General features: G+C 70.6%; 11 protein-coding genes and 1 pseudogene. 5 read left to right on the forward strand and 7 right to left on the reverse strand.

Annotated features, from left to right (window positions below):
* Positions 1 to 98: 98 nt before the first annotated feature.
* The 3 genes and pseudogenes from ABT123_RS19310 to ABT123_RS19320 form a co-directional block, all read left to right on the forward strand.
* Positions 99 to 443 (forward strand): annotated as a pseudogene (locus tag ABT123_RS19310) (transposase); the annotation flags it as partial.
* A 246-nt stretch (positions 444 to 689) separates the two neighbouring features.
* A complete protein-coding gene (locus ABT123_RS19315; RefSeq protein WP_351315786.1) occupies positions 690 to 908 on the forward strand; it encodes a hypothetical protein in 219 nt (72 codons plus the stop codon).
* Positions 909 to 1,592: 684 nt separating this feature from the next.
* The gene (locus ABT123_RS19320) at positions 1,593 to 6,272 is read left to right on the forward strand and encodes a CHAT domain-containing protein (protein WP_351315789.1); all 4,680 of its coding nucleotides are present in this window, start codon (positions 1,593 to 1,595) and stop codon (positions 6,270 to 6,272) included.
* Here the strand turns inward: ABT123_RS19320 and ABT123_RS19325 are convergent.
* From ABT123_RS19325 to ABT123_RS36745, 5 genes are all read right to left on the reverse strand, one after another.
* Positions 6,163 to 7,737, reverse strand: a complete 1,575-nt coding sequence (locus tag ABT123_RS19325; protein WP_351315792.1) for an alpha/beta hydrolase — start codon at positions 7,735 to 7,737, stop codon at positions 6,163 to 6,165. The genes ABT123_RS19320 and ABT123_RS19325 overlap by 110 nt on opposite strands.
* A 311-nt stretch (positions 7,738 to 8,048) precedes the next feature.
* On the reverse strand, positions 8,049 to 8,372 hold the full coding sequence (locus tag ABT123_RS36740) for a transposase (protein ID WP_502970989.1): 324 nt from the start codon (positions 8,370 to 8,372) through the stop codon (positions 8,049 to 8,051).
* A gap of 85 nt (positions 8,373 to 8,457) precedes the next feature.
* Positions 8,458 to 11,187, reverse strand: a complete 2,730-nt coding sequence (locus ABT123_RS19335; RefSeq protein ID WP_351315795.1) for a cation-translocating P-type ATPase — start codon at positions 11,185 to 11,187, stop codon at positions 8,458 to 8,460.
* A gap of 64 nt (positions 11,188 to 11,251) precedes the next feature.
* Entirely contained in the window at positions 11,252 to 12,241 is a 990-nt protein-coding gene (locus ABT123_RS19340; protein ID WP_351315798.1) for a polyphosphate kinase 2 family protein, read from the reverse strand.
* Positions 12,242 to 12,246: 5 nt separating this feature from the next.
* Positions 12,247 to 12,651 (reverse strand): three-helix bundle dimerization domain-containing protein, encoded by a 405-nt coding sequence (locus ABT123_RS36745; RefSeq protein WP_502970990.1) that lies wholly within the window; start codon positions 12,649 to 12,651, stop codon positions 12,247 to 12,249.
* Between the two features lie 422 nt (positions 12,652 to 13,073).
* Between ABT123_RS36745 and ABT123_RS19345 the strand changes: the two genes are divergently transcribed.
* Together ABT123_RS19345 and ABT123_RS19350 are read left to right on the forward strand one after the other, a co-directional pair.
* The gene (locus ABT123_RS19345; protein WP_351315801.1) at positions 13,074 to 14,330 is read left to right on the forward strand and encodes an MFS transporter; all 1,257 of its coding nucleotides are present in this window, start codon (positions 13,074 to 13,076) and stop codon (positions 14,328 to 14,330) included.
* Between the two features lie 251 nt (positions 14,331 to 14,581).
* The gene (locus tag ABT123_RS19350) at positions 14,582 to 14,758 is read left to right on the forward strand and encodes a hypothetical protein (RefSeq protein ID WP_351315804.1); all 177 of its coding nucleotides are present in this window, start codon (positions 14,582 to 14,584) and stop codon (positions 14,756 to 14,758) included.
* A 186-nt stretch (positions 14,759 to 14,944) separates the two neighbouring features.
* Here the strand turns inward: ABT123_RS19350 and ABT123_RS19355 are convergent, their stop codons facing one another.
* Together ABT123_RS19355 and ABT123_RS19360 are read right to left on the reverse strand one after the other, a co-directional pair.
* On the reverse strand, positions 14,945 to 15,538 hold the full coding sequence (locus ABT123_RS19355) for an ankyrin repeat domain-containing protein (RefSeq protein WP_351315807.1): 594 nt from the start codon (positions 15,536 to 15,538) through the stop codon (positions 14,945 to 14,947).
* A 200-nt stretch (positions 15,539 to 15,738) separates the two neighbouring features.
* Positions 15,739 to 16,686, reverse strand: a complete 948-nt coding sequence (locus ABT123_RS19360) for a DUF2218 domain-containing protein (RefSeq protein ID WP_351315810.1) — start codon at positions 16,684 to 16,686, stop codon at positions 15,739 to 15,741.
* Between the last annotated feature and the right edge of the window lie 117 nt (positions 16,687 to 16,803).

The following is a 16,803-nucleotide window of genomic DNA, read 5'->3' on the forward strand; positions in this document are numbered from 1 at the left end:
CATGACGTCCACACACCCCGCAAGACGGGCACTGCAACGTCCCAGAAGGCTAAGTCGACGACCCCACGGCCCCGCCGCACAGGTTAAAGATCAAGCTAGGCGTCCCCGTCGTCCGGGTGAGATTCCGCCGCAGCCAGTGCGGTCCCTGTCCGGCCCTACGTGCGTGCGTCGGATCCGCCACCGGACGACAGCGGGATATCATGCTGCGGCACCGGGCAGAGCACGAGGCCATCCCGGGTGTTCGTGCCGAGCAGCAGCCCGACGGCTGGAAAGACCAGCACAAAGTACACAGAGGCGTCGAGGGCGCCATCTCACAAACCGTCCAGCGCTGTGGCCTGTGGAGATCGGGCTACCGAGGCCTGACAGAGACCAACCTCCAGCACCAGCTCACCGGCGCCGCGATCAACCTCGCCCGCCTCGACGCCCACCACACCAGCATGCCCCTGACTCAGGCAGGGTGGCGACCAGCAGGACGGGATCCGGGGCCTCAGCGCCGTTGGCATGGTCGGCCGGCAGGTACAACGGAAGGTGGTAGCCGTCCAAGTCGTGCCCGGATCGGCTGGAGGACGTTGGGCGCAGCGTTCTGCCGCTGCCCAGGGTTCACCCGTTTGGAGTACTTGCGCGTGCCACGGACACGCCGCGTAGTCATCCTGGGAGCCCCAACGGGCTAACCCCGAGAGGAGCAAGCCATGCGCGTTCGACGACTGCTCGGCCTGGCCCTCGCAACCCTGGCCTTCGCAGGAATGAGCGTCACCGGGTCCTTCGCGGCCGAGGCGGCCGCACCCCAGGTCTCCTGGGCGGACTGCAAGTACGGCGGCGGGCAGCAGGTGAAGCACAGCAGCGGCTACTGGTACTGCCAGGGCGGCACGTACGACGGCCAGCGGATCTCCGGCAGCAGCGGCTACTGACCACGCGACCCAGGGCCGTCGGCCTTGCAACCGACGCCCCTGGGTCGCTCGCGCCGGCGGCCTGTTCCCCGGTCGTGAACTGGCCCAGCCGGATGGCGGCGCGCAGACTCGTGTCCGTATCGAGGATGCCTATGCGCGCAGCGCGACCCAGGCTCGCGGCTGATATTCCAGGCACGGAACTCCAGCACCTCGTCCGTGGTGACCTCGTGGAGTTCCTTGCCGGTGTGCAGCACGATCTCCGACAGGATGGTGAGGACTAATGCAGGAAGCCGCCCGGCCACGCCCCGTGCTCGGGCGGCTTGCTCTGTGCCAGTGAAGGCCTCGACCGGCAGTTCCGTGTGCCCCGACTGAGACTCCCCCGCCAGGGCACTGGAGACCCAGCTCCTCTCCGAGCTCTACCGCCAGACCCGCCCCGGGCAACCGACGGCGCTGAAGTCTGACCGACACCAGCGCGAGACCAACAGCGGCCGGGCGCGCCCCGGCCGGACGGTTGAGGTGATACCCCGGTAGCCCCCGCGACGGGCCGGGCCTGCGAAACGGACCACGAAGACCGAGAGGGATGTCTGTGCGGATCCGCGCGGGGGAAGGAGCACTCCGACGAGGTGGAGGCGATGGGGCGGGGGCCGCATGCTCGAAAGACTCACTGATCATGCCCAGTCGTGCATCGAGGAGGGCAGAGCGGCCGTGCTCAGGCTCGGGCACACGGAATTGGCCCCCGAGCATCTGCTGATCGGCGTACTGGCGGAGGGCAGCTCCGGGGCGGCACGGATGCTGAACCTTCTTGGGCTGAGTGCCGGGTCCGTCGAGGCCCTGGTGGCCGAGTGGCGTCCACCGTCGGAGGCGCCGCCGGCCGGGACCGTCCCCTATGTAAGCCGGTGCGGCTCGGCCGTCGCCCTCTCCTTCGCCGCGGCAGCGGAGGGCGGCCAGACCGAGTCCCAGCCAGAGCATCTGCTGCTCGGGCTGATCGCGGTCGAGGACGACATGGTGCAGGAGATCCTCGGATCTGCCGGGGTCGACGTGGAGCGGCTGCGCACGGCACTGCGGGAGGAGGCAGCCGCGTGGGCGGGACCGCGGCCCGACGGGCCGGGCGAGACCCGGAACGCCCTGGCAACGCGGCTGCGCATGGCGCGGTTCGCGCTGGCCGGTGTGGAGGACCGGGAGCCCGAGAGGGTCGTGGCTCCGGTGGTCGCGCTTAGGGACCGGCTGGAGGCCGAGTACTTCGGTTCCGTGAAGGCGAACGACGAAGCTGCGGATTCAGGGGAGACGGGAGCGCCTGGCGTGGGCGCGGCGGGCGAGGCAGAGGCCGCACCCGAAGGAGCGGGAGGGGACGCCGAGGTCGGACCGGCCGCTCTGGAAGGAGCGGGTCCCGACGCCGTACTGGATGCCGCTGGAGATGCCGTCCCGTACGCCGAGGCGGCAGCGGATGCCGAAAGCAGCGCCGTTCTGGACGAGGCGGTGGCCGAGCTGAGCGTGGCCGGCGATCTGCCCTCGACCGCCGATTCCTGGACCTGGCGTCTGACCGACGCCGCGGGCGGGCTGCTCGCCGAGCACACCGTGCGGCTCGGTCCGGGCGACAGCTACGTCGAAGCCCTCCGCGACCTGCCCGGATGGCTCGCCTGGCGGGCCGCCCCCGACGACCGGGAGACAGCCGAAGCCGATCTGGTGGCGGAACTGGGCGACTGGATGGGACAGGAACTGCTGGGACCCGTCGGACCCGCACTGCTCGCCCTCGCCCCGGTCACAGTCCGGGTCAGGACGGCCGGCGACGACGACCGGCTCTCGCACCTGCCGCTCGACGCCGCACGGCTCAACGGCCTCCCACTGGCCGCCCACCAGGTGAGCCTGGTGTTCACCGCCCCCGACGCACGCGGAAGCATGCCGGAGGAGGAGACCCCCGGGTACGCCGCCCAAGAGCCGACGAAGCCACCCCGGATGCTGGCCGCATTCAGCCTCCCGGCCGGCTCGTCCGCGATGTTGGTGCGCCGCGAACGCCAGCTGCTGCTCCGACTGACCACGGGAGCGCCCGCTGGCGCCGAAGGGCGGGCGGACCTCCGCGTACTCCAGTACGGCGTGACACGCGAGAGACTGGCCGAAGCCCTCGCAGCGGATGCCGGCTGGGACCTGGTGCACCTGTCGGGCCACGGCATCCCCGGCGGTCTGCTGCTGGAGGCGGGGGACGGCGGCGCCGACCTGGTATCGGCGGACGACCTGCTCGCAATGGTGGCACCGCTGACGGGGCGGGTACGGCTCGTGGTGCTGTCCTCCTGTTCCCTCGCCGCCGCGGTGACCGATCGGGCCAAGGACGCGCTGAGCCTGGAGGACGAGGATGAGGACGGGAATGAGGATCCGTACGGGGACAGGGAGTCGGCTGGCGCGGACCCCTGGCAGGGGCTGGCCCAGCGGATGGCCCGCTCGCTGGGCTGCGCGGTCCTCGCCATGCGCTACCCGATCGACGACACGTACGCCGTCGCGCTGACCACCGGCCTGTACGAACGCCTGCTGGTCCACGGCATCCCACTGCCCCGAGCCCTACGTGAGGCGGTACTCGCAGCGGCTGGCGACACGGACCCCGCCGGGACGGCCGAACCGGTGGCCTTCGCGGCACCGGTCCTGCTGGGAGAGCCCGCCGTGGGCCTGCGCCTGACGGGCGATCAGACGGACCGACGGAGCACGACCGGTGCCGGCTCACCGGACCCCGGCTTCCCGGACACCAGCTTCCCCGACCCCGCTCTCCCGCCCGCGGCCTCGCCCCACGCCGGTCTGCCTGCGGAGCCGGAGGTGTTCGTGGGCCGGACGGCGGTGCTCGCCCAGGCGTCAGCCGCTCTGCGGCCGGACAGCGACAGCAGCGTCGTAGTGCTCACCGGCATCGCGGGCAGCGGAAAGACCACCGCCGCGCTGGAGTTGGCCCACCGCCACGCGGACGCCTTCGACCACGTGGTGTGGCACCAGATCCAGTACGACGACCCCGAGTACGCCCGCAGTGCGTTCCTGCTGGATCTCGCGCGGCGGATCCCCTCCCTCCCGCTCGCCTTCAGCGCGGATCCCGGTGCCGCGCCGCTCGACCTCGACTGGCTGACCGGATTCCTGCGTGAGCGGCGGGTCCTGACGGTGCTGGACGGCCTCGATCGCCTGCTCGGATCCGGCGGGTCCCTCACCCATCCCGGCTGGGTGGCCCTGCTCGATGCGCTGACCGGGCACGGAGGTCCCTCCCGTCTGGTGCTCACCTCCCGTCGTACCCCGCTCTGGCTTGCGGAGGAGGAGTCCGGAGAGGAGGACCATCCCGGGGACGAGGACCGTTTCGGGGACGAGGACCGCTCCGGAGTCGACGCGCCGCCCCGTACGGTGCTCCTGCCCCTGGACGCCCTGAGCGTGGACGAATCCGCGCTGCTCGCCTGGGAGCTGCCCGGCCTCGGCGAACTGCTCAGAGACGGCGATCCCGAGGTCCGGGCGCTGGCGGTCAGGACGCTCTCGCTGGTCCAGGGCTATCCGGAGCTGCTGAGACTGGCCGACGCCGTGTCGCGGACACCGGAGGTGCTGTCCGCGCGCCTGGACGCGGCCGAGGCACGGCTGCGTGCCCGGGGCCGGGACGCCGCCGTGCTCGCCGACCTCCTCAGGCGCGGGGACCTCGACGCCGGGACCACGGCACAGGACCGGGTGGAGGTGCTGCGGGACTGGGTGTCCGGCCTGGTGGGCCGCGGGTTGAACGCGCTGAAACTGCCGCTCGCCCTGGTCGCGATGATGGCTGAGGACGAGCGGCGGGCCCGGGTCTACTTCGGCGCGTTCGAGTCCGCTCCCGGCCCGGGGGACGCGAAGGGCTGGAGGCGGCTCGGGGAGATCCTGCTGGGCCCGCCGTCGCGGCTCGGACTGATCGAGGTCTCCTACGACGACGAAGGCGATCCGGGCGCTCTGCACATGCATCCGCTGGTTGCCCAGACCGTGCTGGCGGCCGTCGACGAGCACACCCGGCAGGCGGCCACCGCCGGACTGCTGGCCTACTGGCTGGGGCTGCTGCAACAGGCCGTGGAGGAGGACGAGTCGGGTGCCGAGGCGAGCGCGCAGGTGGTGCTTGCCTGCCGCTTCGTCCTGCCGAGGGTGATCGACTTCGGTGAACTGGCCCTCGCCGGGAACATCGCGGAATCTCTGATGGCGCGGGACCCCTCGACGGCCACTTCCGCGTTCCTCCTGCCGCTGCTGGACGATCTGACCACGCGGGCTCGGGGCGGGCCGTACGAGGAGAGCGTGGTGCTGTCCTTCGCCCGGTGTCTGAGGCTGGCCAGGACCCGGGCAGCCGAGATCAGGCTGCGGACCCTGCTGGAGGAGACCCGCGACCGGTTCGGATCGCCGGTGCGGGAGGGCCTGGTGGGTGAGCTCGCCGCCCTGCTGGTCGGGATGGGCCAGCTGACCTCCGCCCGCCTGGTCCAGGGGGACGGCTCCCACGACGGGGCGGCAGAGGACCACGAGGACGATGTGGACGATGTGGCCGGCACGGAGGGCGGTGGCGGTGGCGGGCGCTGGGAGCGCATCGCGGCGCGCGGCGCGGAACTCTCCCGGCTCAACGCCGAGGGACGCCACGAGGAAGCGCTCGCCGAGGTGGACCGGCTGCGGGCCGAGCTGGCCGAGGCGGTGACGGAACCCGTACCCGAGGGACTGATGGGCTGGAACATCCGGGAGGCGCTCCTGGACCAGGGCGTCGTAGCCGCCAGCCGGCTCAAGCGGTGGGACCGGGTGACGGCACTCAACGAGGAAGTGCTGGAGCTGAGACGGCTGCGAGGGGCGGACGCGCGGACGCTGGCCGTCACCCGCTTCCACGGTGTGGCCGCCATGCTCGCCGTGCCGGAGCTCACGGCGGCCAGGGACACGCCCGTACTGGGATTCACCGCCCGTGGCCTGAGAAGAGTGCCGCGGGCGGTGGACGCTAGGGGCGTGTCGTTTCCGCCGGTGTCGTGCCGGGCGAGGGGTGCTATCCCATGGCGATGTACCAGCGCCCGTCGGTACGGGTCAGGCCCAGTCGCTCGTCGTGCGTCGTGCCGTCCTCGGCGCGGGCGCTCAGGTGGGCCGAGGCGACGTCCGGACCGAAGTCGTCCTGGAAGTCCAGCTGCCCGATTCTCAGCGCGCGCCCGCCCAGTCGGCCGATCCGCTCGGCGACTTCGTCCTGTGCCTCGTTCCGCGGAGGAGCGAGCGCAGTCAGGGCTGCCCATCCCGTGCGTGCCCTGCGTGGGTGATGGGCTCGTGCGGCGGTCCGGGTTCAGAACGGTCAGGAGAAGGGCTGTTTGTCCGGGCGGCAGGTGGTCCCGGGCGGTGGCAGTGTGCCGTCGACGAAGTAGCGGCTCTCGTATGTCTTCACGCAGCTGCTGGCGTTGTTGAACAGGGCGGTGTGGCCGTACCCGTCGTGGGTGAGCAGGCGGGCGTTGGCCAGTTCCTTCGCCATGGCTTGGGAGTCCGGGTAAGAGGTGGAGGGGTCGTACCTGGTGCCGACCACGAGGACGGGGTGCGCGGTGGGCTTGTTCCACGGTCCGGCGTACCCGTCGGCGGCCCGGGCCGGCCAGGTGGCGCACGGCTCTCCGGCCCAGGTCCAGAAGCGGCTTGCGTCACCCGCCCGTTTGGCGCTGTTCTCCTCCAGAGCCTGGTAGGCGGCGGGATCGCGGGGGTTGGGGCTGTCGCCGCACCACACGGCCGTCGCCTGTTCATCGCCGAGGTACGGATCGGGGTTGGCGACGGGCGGCGGGGGCGGGACCGCGGCCGGCTTCGGGACCCGGCCCTCCCACAGGTCCTGGAGGCGGCGGGCGAGGTCCGCCCAGCCCGGGTCGACGATGTAGAGGCCGTTGACCGTGTCGGCCACCGTCCTGGCGTACGTCCACATGTCCACCGGGTGGACCCTGAGGCGCTGCATCAGCTGGTCGAACTTTGCGCGGGTCGCCTCCGGGCTGCCGGCCGAGAAGGCGCAGCGGCCCGTGGTGGCGGACCCGCACAGGTCGAGGAACCGGTCCAGGGTGGCGGCGGCGCTGCGGTCGGAGCCCATGCGCAGGAAGGTGGGGGTCCGGGCGTCCGCCCGGCCGCCGTTCGTCCACGCGGAGGGCGCGATGTTGCTGTCCAGGACCATGGCGCGGACCTTGCCGGGGAACAGGTTGGCGTAGGTGGCGCCGAGGATCGTGCCGTAGGAGACACCGAAGTAGTTGAGCCGTGATTCGCCCACGGCCTGCCGGAGCAGGTCGAGGTCCCGGGCGGTGTCGGCGGTCGACACATGGCGCAGGAGGTCGGCGTCGCGCTTCTCGCAGCGCCGGCCGAGGTCGTCGTAGGCGTCTGTCCAGGCGGTGCGCTCCTTCTCCCCCACCGGGAAGCCGGCCGGCTTGGAGCGCCCCCACGCCTGGGCTGCGTCGGTGCTGTCGAAGCAGTTCACCGCTGTGCTGTTGCCGATGCCGCGAGGGTCCCAGCTGATGATGTCGAACCGCTCCCGCAGCTCTTTCGGGAAGGAGCCGTAGTTCTGCGGGACCTGCACCGTCCCGGGTCCGCCGGGCCCGCCGGGGTTCACGAAGAGGGTTCCGATGCGGTGCGCGCCGTCGGTCGCCTTCCTGCGGATCACGGCCAGGTCGATGGTGCGGCCGGCGGGGGCGGAGTGGTCGAGGGGGACGCGGGCGGTGGCGCAGTCGTACGGGCTGCCGGGCGTGCAGGGGCGCCAGTCCAGTCGGGGGATGCCTGTGCCTGCCGAGGGCGACGGCGTGTCCTGGGCGGCGCCGGATCCGGGGCAGCTGAGTACGGTCGAGCAGACCGCCGCGGCGACGAGCGCCGCCGCGCGGTGGCGGCGGCCACCTGCCGGTCCGGACAGGGGCATGGTCGGCCCTCCTCCGTTGCGTCGGGGTCCTGCCGACCGCGCAGCCGCGGCCGTGACACGACGAGAGTCCCTGCAACCACGAAACCTCGGTTTACCGGCCCACGCGAGCCGAGGGCCCGGACCCGCCGCCGGCGGCACCCCGGCCAGTGCTGTTCCGGGGCCGCCCTGATGCGCTGGGGCGCTTCCGCAATGGACTCCTGGTGGATATCGGTGCGCTGGGTTCCCCGGGAGCTGATGCGCTTGTCAGCCGGCCTCCACGGTCTGCCGTGCCCACTCCACGCCGAGCTGGGCAAGGACTGTGATGTTGCCGGTCAGTGAAAGTGAGCAGTCGCCACGCTCCTGACCTGGGGTTGTGCAGTTTGGTTGAACGGTCCGCTCTGGCCCCTTCCCGCGAGGCCCCTGACTAGTTCGTCCGGTACCGCTTGGCTCCCGGCGGCAGCCCTGCTGATCAGGCCCTTCGCGTCCGCCTCGGCCTGGAGCCAGGTGGGGATCCTCGCCCAGGTTCCGTCTCGCTGCCAGCGTCGGAACAGGTCGTGGACCCGGTCCCACGGCCCGTAGCGTTCCGGCACATCACGCCACGGGCACCGGTCCGGGTCCGCCACCGTATGCCGTCGATCAGCTGCCGCCGCGTCCATACCTGCGGCCGGCCCGGCTTGATTCCCCGCGGCAGCAGCGGCTCAAGCCGACCCTGGGACTACCGGGCCGTGAAGTGCCGACGCATCAGGTGGCTCTTGAGCGACGGGCCAGGTACTTGCCCAGTTCCCACAGGAGCAGGAGTGCGAGGGCGGCCAGCAGCGCCCAGCCGAACTGCCGGGCGTTGATCTCGGTCGTTCCGAGGATGCGGCGGAAGCCGTCCAGCTGGGTCACCGCTACCGCGAGCACGAACTGGGCCAGTGCCACCCAGTTCATCTGCCTGCTGTCGAAGGTGGACGTCGTCAGCACCGAATCCGTTTCGCTGCGGCACTCGAACGCGGCCACGATCAGACAGAGCGCGAAGGCGGTGAACGCGATCGACTGACCGGTCTCGACGCTGTCGGAGTGGGCCTGGCCGAGCGTGATCAGTCCGAGCAGGATGACGGTGATCGCCAGGCCGGACAGGCCGACCGTGACCAGTACGGGCCTGGTGAGCACCGACTCCCCCCGCGGACGCGGCCTGCGGCGCATGAGCCCGGGGCTCTCCCGGTCGAAGCCGAGCGCGAAGCCGAACGAGGCGTTGACCACGAAGTGGATCCACAGCACCTGTGGCGGGGTGAAAGGCTCACCGGCGGCGATGTTGAAGACGGTGGCCCCGAGAAAGGTCAGCACGAAGGTGACCAGCAGGAGCAGTACGAATCGGATGTACTTGGTGAGGTTGTCGTAGATTCTCCTGCCCTGCTCCACGGCGTAGACGATGGTGGCGAAGCGGTCGTCGGAGAGGATCATGCGTCCGGCGTTCTTCGCCACGTCCGTGCCGCTGCCCATGGCGATACCGATGTCGGCGGCCTTGATGGCGGGCGCGTCGTTGACGCCGTCCCCGGTCATCGCCACGACATCGCCCTTCTTCTTGAGCGTGTCGGCGAGCAGCACTTTGTGCTCCGGCGCGACGCGCCCCACCACACCGATGCCGTCGATGCGGGCGAGTTGCTCGTCCTCGCTCATGGCAGCGAAATCCGCGCCGAGGACCGCCTCGCCGGGGATGCCGAGCTGCCGGGCGATCGCCGCGCCGGTGGTGACGTCGTCACCGGTCACCATGCGGACCCGGATGTGCCCTGCCTGCGCGCCGGCCACGGCGGCCTTCGCGTCCTCGCGGGGCGGATCGACCATGCCGACGAGACTGGTCACCCGCAGCTCGGTGACGTACGCGAGCAGATCGCCGTCCGGATCGAAGTCGTCGAGGTCGAGGTCACGAGTGGCCGCGGCCATCACCCGGTGCCCCTCACCGCCCATCCGCTGGGTCTGTGCCTCGGCGCGCGCGACCAGTTCGGCGTCCCACGGGATCGTCTCGCCCGCCGCGAGCGCGGTGGCGGCCCGCGCCACCACCGCCGGGACCGCGCCTTTGACGAAGCACCGGACGACCTGCCGTCCGGAGGCGTCGACCGCCGAGTTGAAGGTGGCCATCAACTTGTACTCCGGGTCGAACGGCAGCGTGGCGAGCCGGGGAAGGTCCTCCCGGGTGGCGTCGATGTCCAGCCCGGCCTTGTGCGCGAGCACCAGCAGCGCGCCCTCGGTGGGATCGCCCACCACCTCGCCGTCCACCAGCCTCGCGTCGCACGCCACCACGTACGGCAGGATCGCGTCCTCGATGCGCGCGGCGGAGCCCGACGCCCCCGCAGCATGGTGGATCTTCCCGTCGAGCCGGTATCCCGTGCCCGAGACGGTGTACCGGTCGGTGGGACTCACGACTTCGACTGCGGTCATCTGGTTCATCGTCAGGGTGCCGGTCTTGTCCGAGTTGATCGCCGAGGTGAACGCCAGGGTCTCGACCGACGGCAGTTCCTTGACGATGGCGTTCCGCTTCGCCAGGTTGAGGCTGCCGACGGACAGGATCGCCTGGGTCACCGTCGGCAGGGCCTCGGGGACGGCGGCGATGGCGAGCGAGACCGCACTGACGAACAACACGTCCCAAGCCTGGTCCCGTTGCCGCCCCAGGGCGAACATCACGATCATGGTCAGGGCCGCCGCCCCTGTGATCCACAGCGTCAGGGTGTCGAGCTCCTTGGTGAGCGGCGGTACTTCCTTCTCGGTGGCCGCCAGCATCCCGGAGATCTTGCCGACTTCGGTTCCGGCGCCGGTCGCGGTGACGACGAGCACGCCGCTGCCGTGGGTGACGGGGGTGTTCATGAAGGCCATGTTCGTCCGGTCGCCGGGCGCCGACGCCGGGGCCGCAAGCGTGCCGGCGTCCTTCGAGGCGGGAACGCTCTCGCCGGTGAGCGCCGACTCGTCGATCTGTAGGGCGCTGGCCTCGATGATGCGCCCGTCCGCCGCCACCTGGTCCCCGGCGGCGATGAGCACGATGTCGCCGAGGACCAGCTGTTCGGCGGGGATCTCGGCCTCCGTGCCGTCCCTGCGTACCCGTGCCGTCGCCTTCATCATCGACTTCAGCGCGTTCATCGCGCTCTCGGCCTTGCCCTCCTGGCGCAGGCCCACGACCGCGTTCAGCAGGGTCAGGACGATCAGCAGGATCGCGGTGGTCCATTCCTGGATGAGCAGCGAGACGAGCGCCGCGGCCACGAGGACGATCTGCATGTAACTGCGGTACTGCTTGAGGAACCGGCGCCAGGCCGGAGGCCGCTTCTCTTTGGGCAGCGAGTTCGGGCCGTGCGCGGTCAGCAGCTCCGCGGCCCGTGCCGCGGAGAGACCGACTGCCGGATCGACACCGAACGCCGCTGCAACCTCCTCGGGAGCGTGTGCGTACCAGCCGTCGCCCGAAGACGGAGGCTGTTCTCCCACGGAATTCGAACGCACCGTCATCGTTCTGCCTCCGATCCGTGGCCGCGGATGCGTCCGGGCCGGTCGCGGTCGCGGTCGTCAGGCCCTAGCCGCGCTTCTTCTTCGGCCGGTCTCTCCGCCCAGTGGCCCGCGCAGCCGGCGAATGCCGGTCGGCGTACGGATCGGCCGGTGCCCCGGCAGGGGCCTCCTGCTCCAGGTCCCGTTTGGTGGCGAGCAGGTCCTTCCGTGCCTCTTCTCCGACGTCGGGGAACTGAGGATCGATGTCCATCAGGGTGTGCGCGAGGATGGCCGCCGCGCAGATCCGCCCGAACCACTTCCGGTCCGCCGGCACGACGTACCAGGGCGCCCACTTCGTACTCGTGGCCGACATCATCTCGGAGAACGCGTGCTGGTAGTCGTCCCACCGGCGCCGCTCCCGGACATCGGCCGCAGAGAACTTCCAGTTCTTCTCCGGCAGGTCGATCCGCTTCAGGAAACGGGTGCGCTGCTCCTCCTTGGACAGGTTCAGGAAGATCTTCACCACCTTGAACCCGTTGTCCGTGAGATAGCGCTCCCAGTGGTTGATCTCCTGGTAGCGCCGCTGCCAGATGCCCGGCCCGTGTGTGCCGTCCGGCAGCTTCTGCCGGACCAGGTTCTCGGGGTGGACGCGCACGACGAGAACCTCCTCGTAGTGCGAGCGGTTGAAGATGGCGATCTCGCCGCGTCTGGGCAGGCGCCGGGCGTAGCGCCACAGGTAGTCGTGGTCGAGTTCCTCCGCGGAGGGCACCTTGAAGCTGCTGACCCGTACGCCCTGGGGATTGACGCCGCTCATGACGTGGCGGATCGTTCCGTCCTTGCCACCGGCGTCAAGTGCCTGGAGACACAGCAGGACGCCGTAGGTGTCCTGGGCGGCCAGTCGCTCCTGGTACTCGGCCAGCAGCGACACCCCGGTCCGCAGCAGCTCGATGCCCTCCCGCTTCTTCAGACCTGCCTTGTAGCGAGGATCGAAGTCCCGCTCCAGGCGCACCTTCGACCCCGGTTTCACCCGTAGTGGCCCGATGAAATCCGCGATGCGTTCGGCCCTCTCGTCCGACATCACGATCAGTCCTTCTCTGGTCCGGGGTGAGCGCGGCGCGTCTCGGGGGCCGCCGCTCTACGGTCGACTGCCTGGCCGGGAGTGGTGCGGCATGAGGCACGGAGCACCCTGTGGGACCGGCGTTCGACCAGGATCGGGACGTAGGTTCTGACTCTGGCCTGGTGGAACGAGTCGTAAGCGGTCCTGACCGTCGCCTCGACGGTGACCGCGTCGACCGAGGGGTAAGCAGCCCTCAGCCGCGCCACGATGTTCCGGATGGACACCAGTTCGTCCTGCGAGCCGGGCGAGCCGGGCGGCGGGACGGTCGGAGGCGCTGCGGGATCGGTGCGCTTCACCGGCCCGGGGTGGCGGTTCAAGCCCACGTCGGGGAGGCATGCACGAGCGTGAGCAGTCTGCTCTTCGACCGTCATGGCCGCAAGTACCCCACGTACCCCATGTCCCACGACCTCCAGACCGCAGAACCACACATCCCGCCACGGCCGCGACAGGATCCCTCGCGCTCATTGTCTGCTCGCCTGGACAAGATCGCCCCCTGAGGCCGGGGCGGGAAGCCGCAGAGGGAAGCGTGCGTCGGCACCGCGGTCGGGCCGCTGATCGAGGCCCGCCGGGCCGCTGCGCGGATGGGCGTGCCCGGTGTACGACGGCGCCTCTCCCCGTCCAGCCCGAATGCCGATCACGGAGGCGGGTGGAAGGGGGCGGCGCAGTGGGGCGGGATCTGGGTTCGGACGGCGAAAATCCTGGAACGCTCGTCGTCGGGGCCCGCGTCGCAATCAGTGCACGCGATCTTGGTACAACTGCGGCGGGTTCTGCGACCACTGCTAGCCTGCCGCCCATGATCAAGAGCAGCCCGGCAGGCCGAATAGGCCGCATGGTGGGGGACAGCAGGCCCGAGCGCGTGCTGATCGCCGCCAGTTTCGTCAACCGGGTCGGCAACGGTCTGTTCAACGCGGCGTCGGCGCTCTATTTCACCTTGATCGTGGGCCTGCCCGCAGTGCAGGTCGGCGCCGCGCTCACCATCGCCGGAGTGATCGGCCTGTGCGCGGGGATACCCGGAGGACATCTCGCCGACCGGCGCGGGGCGCGCACGATCATGATGCTGGCCCTCACGGTCCAGGCGATGTCGATGGCGGCCCTCGTCCTCGTCGAGAGCTGGGCCGCGCTCGCGATCATCGCGACGGTCGACCAGATCGCCGCGGCTGCCGGTGGTGCGGCCTGGGGCGCTCTGGTGGTCCGGGTCGGGGGCGACCGCCCGGCCCTGTTCCGGGCGAAGTTGCGCACCTTCGTCAACCTGGGCGTCATTCTCGGAACGGTGGGTGCCGGGCTGGCGCTGGCCGCGGACACCCGTGGCGCCTATGTCACGCTGATCCTCGGCAACGCGGCGAGCTTCGCCCTGTGCGCGGTGCTTCTGCTCCTGCTGCCCCGCTATCCGGTGCTGGCAGCACCGCCGCAGCAGCACCGCTGGCTCGCTTTCGCGGACCGCCCGTTCCTGACGTTCACCGCCCTTTACGGGGCCATGGGACTGCAATACCCGGTGGTCTCCCTGCTCCTGCCCATCTGGATCTCCGAACACACCGAAGCGCCGCGCTGGACGGTGGCCGCACTGTTCGCCGTCAATGCCGCCTTCTGCGTACTGATGCAGACCAGGATCGGCTCCCGTATCGAAACCCCGCACGACGGCGGCAGGGCGTTTCGCACCGCGGGGCTGCTCTTCCTCGTCAGCTGCCCGATGATGGCGCTGGCGGCGTACACCCCGGTCTGGGCGGCAGCGGGACTGGTCCTGGCAGCGATCTTCGTCCATAGCCTGGCAGAGGTCTGGGAGTCCTCGGCGGCTTTCGCCCTGGGCTTCGGTCTCGCCCCCGACCATGCCCAGGGTCAGTACCAAGGTCTCCTCGGCCTCGGCTTCAGCGCGGGCCAGGCTCTTGCCCCCGCGATCCTCACCACGGTGGTGCTCGGCCTCGGCACGGCGGGCTGGCTGCTACTGGCGGTGTTCTTCGCGGCGCTGGGCGCTGCCGGCCCATCTCTTGCCCGCTGGGGCATGCGGACCCGGCCACAGCCAGGCGGTGCCGGTACCCCTTCGGGGTGTAGGTGATCAGTCGGGTACGCGCGCCGGTTCCGTGGCTTACCATATGGGCGCCCACGTCATCGACCCGTAGGCCCTTGCCGTAGGCCGAGAGGCCCGCCTTGCCGTCACTGGCGGGGCCCAGTCGCTGGTGCAAAGCTTCAGCCCTGACGTAGGAGCGGCGGCGTTGGCCAGTTCGCTCCCGTTGGCGACCTTGCCGTCGCCAACGCCCTTATCCACGCCTGCTGTTATCGGATTCGCGCCTGCATTCAAGGGGTCACATGTCCGTCCAGGTTCCGCCGCCCGGCCCGCCGCCACCGCCCGGCTACACCATCCCCCTGCCCCCGCCTCCGCGGGAGGAGATCGGGGCGGTGAAGCTCATCGGCGGTTCCTGCGCCGCCCTTGCCGCTGTCATGGCGCTGCTCATATGGCTTGCTCTGGTCACGTTCTTCTCCTGAAGGCCGCCAAGTCGGCACCGCGAGTGTCGGCAGCCGCTGCCCGCTCCCGCTCGCCCACCGTGCCTTTCGCGGTCCGGGGCCCGGGCACGCCCGCCAGGCCTCCGCTGGGGTCGAGCATCGTACGCGGCCCAGGCTGCGGCTTCCGCGACCACAAAGCCCACCGCTCCCCTACCCGGTCCAGCGGCATCAAGATCTGCGGGCGCGCAAGGCATTGATGACGGGCGCGTACTTCGCCCTGCCCTCCGGAGACCCATTCCCACGCGCATATGCCTTGTTCAGGGCCTCCGCCGTTGACGTCGCACCTCGGGCGAGCAGTTGGCGCACCATCTGCGCCTGTCCGCGAGCGGCCGCCCACTCGAGAGGTGTCCAGTCCTTCATCAAGCCGTTGACGTCCGCCCCTCGGTCCAGGAGCAGGTCCACGATCTCGCGGCCCTGGTCTCCGTCCGGCACCACCACCAGCGGCAGCCAGCCCATCTTGCCCTGGGCACAGCTGGGGGCCCCAGCATCGAGCAGGGCACCCACCAGTGCGGTGTGCCCCCGCGTCACCGCCTGAAGCAGCGGCGTCAGCTCGTTGTACTCACCTGTCTGTTGGTGCGGATCCGCCCCCGCGGCAAGGAGGAGGCGCACGATCTCGACCTGTCCCGCCTCTACCGCGAGCTCCAGCGCGGTACACCCGCCCGTGTTCCGGGCGTCCACCTCGGCACCCGCATCCAGCAGCCGTGCCACCGCAGCCGCATCGCCGTCCTCGGCGGCCCGCGTCAGCTGATTCGCCATGTCCATACGCTGATCATGCCTGGTCCCAATGGCAGGCGGACTGGGATCAGGGAGGGTTCACAGCACGACAGCTGACGTACGAACAGCGACTCGTTCAGATCAGCAAGTGGAAGAACCCTCCAGCCCTTCCGAGGGCCTGGCGCCGGTGGGGGCCGTCGGCCGGCTCGGGTCGCCGTAGGGCCGGGCGGTCGCGGGCGGGCCGCGTGTCAGCGGCGCCGGGCGATGGTCACCCCGTCACGCACCGGCAGCATCACCGAGTCCACCCGCTCATCGGCCGCGATCAGGTCATTCAGCCGCCGCATCGCCAGGTGGCGCTCCTGCTGGTACGCAGGGTCGAGGACGCTGCCGCCGAGGAAGACGTTGTCGAGCACCACCAGCCCGCCGGGGCGCAGCCGGCGCACGATCTCCTCGTAGTACGCCGGGTAGTTGGCCTTGTCGGCGTCGATGAACGCGAGGTCGATGACCGGCTCGGCGTCGAGTGCGCGCAGCGTCTCCAACGCGGGGGCGATGCGCAGGTCGATCCGGTCGGCGACGCCCGCACGCTCCCAGTACGGTCGTCCGATCGCGGCCCACTCCTCGCTGACGTCGCAGGCGAGCAGCCGGCCGCCGTCAGCCAGGCCGCGGGCGATGCAGAGGGTCGAGTAGCCGGTGAAGACGCCGACCTCGACCGCGAAACGGGCGGCGGTCAGCCGGGTCAGCATCGTGAGCAGCGCGCCCTCGTCGGAAGAGACCTGCATGGGCGCAGCGTCGGCGGCGGCCTCACGGGTGGCGACGGCCAGCTCCCCGAGGATGTCGTCGGCCGGTGTGTGGTGGCTGAGCAGGTATGTGCTGACGACGGGGGCGGTGGGCTCAAGCTCGCCGCCGTCGATCGGGGAGGTCCACTCGACGGCGAGCTCCTCCTGGGTGGCGAAGCGGACCAGGTGACGGGTGATGACGTCCTGGACCCGGGTCAGCGACTCGGTGTCGACCGCGGTGGCAGTCAACTCCAGCCGGTCGGTCGTGGGAGTGAGGGTGCAGGTCCCGGAGGCGACCGTGATCGTGCCACGGCCGTCGGGCGTGAGGGCGGCGGCAGCTTTGTGGCCCATGTGCGAGACGAGCTGCTTGACGTAGCGGGCGGGGCGGGCGGTGGCAACACAGGCTGTGGCGAGGGGCATTGGACTCCTTGGGGTCTCCCGGACTAAGTGACGAGAATCCTCGCCACTTCCTCGGTGGGGATTCTGGGGCTGCCGCGACGGAGTTGTCAAAAGTATTTAGATTCATAGACACTTTTG

The organism is Streptomyces sp. NPDC002054 (assembly GCF_040296685.1).
In the GTDB taxonomy this organism is placed as follows: domain Bacteria; phylum Actinomycetota; class Actinomycetes; order Streptomycetales; family Streptomycetaceae; genus Streptomyces.

Coding starts and splice junctions, on each gene's coding strand:
- ABT123_RS19315 (WP_351315786.1), top strand. CDS start 690: ATGCGCGTTCGACGACTGCTCGGCCTGGCCCTCGCAACCCTGGCCTTC.
- ABT123_RS19325 (WP_351315792.1), bottom strand. CDS start 7,737: ATGCCCCTGTCCGGACCGGCAGGTGGCCGCCGCCACCGCGCGGCGGCG.
- ABT123_RS36740 (WP_502970989.1), bottom strand. CDS start 8,372: ATGGACGCGGCGGCAGCTGATCGACGGCATACGGTGGCGGACCCGGAC.
- ABT123_RS19335 (WP_351315795.1), bottom strand. CDS start 11,187: ATGACGGTGCGTTCGAATTCCGTGGGAGAACAGCCTCCGTCTTCGGGC.
- ABT123_RS19340 (WP_351315798.1), bottom strand. CDS start 12,241: ATGTCGGACGAGAGGGCCGAACGCATCGCGGATTTCATCGGGCCACTA.
- ABT123_RS36745 (WP_502970990.1), bottom strand. CDS start 12,651: ATGACGGTCGAAGAGCAGACTGCTCACGCTCGTGCATGCCTCCCCGAC.
- ABT123_RS19345 (WP_351315801.1), top strand. CDS start 13,074: ATGATCAAGAGCAGCCCGGCAGGCCGAATAGGCCGCATGGTGGGGGAC.
- ABT123_RS19350 (WP_351315804.1), top strand. CDS start 14,582: ATGTCCGTCCAGGTTCCGCCGCCCGGCCCGCCGCCACCGCCCGGCTAC.
- ABT123_RS19355 (WP_351315807.1), bottom strand. CDS start 15,538: ATGGACATGGCGAATCAGCTGACGCGGGCCGCCGAGGACGGCGATGCG.
- ABT123_RS19360 (WP_351315810.1), bottom strand. CDS start 16,686: ATGCCCCTCGCCACAGCCTGTGTTGCCACCGCCCGCCCCGCCCGCTAC.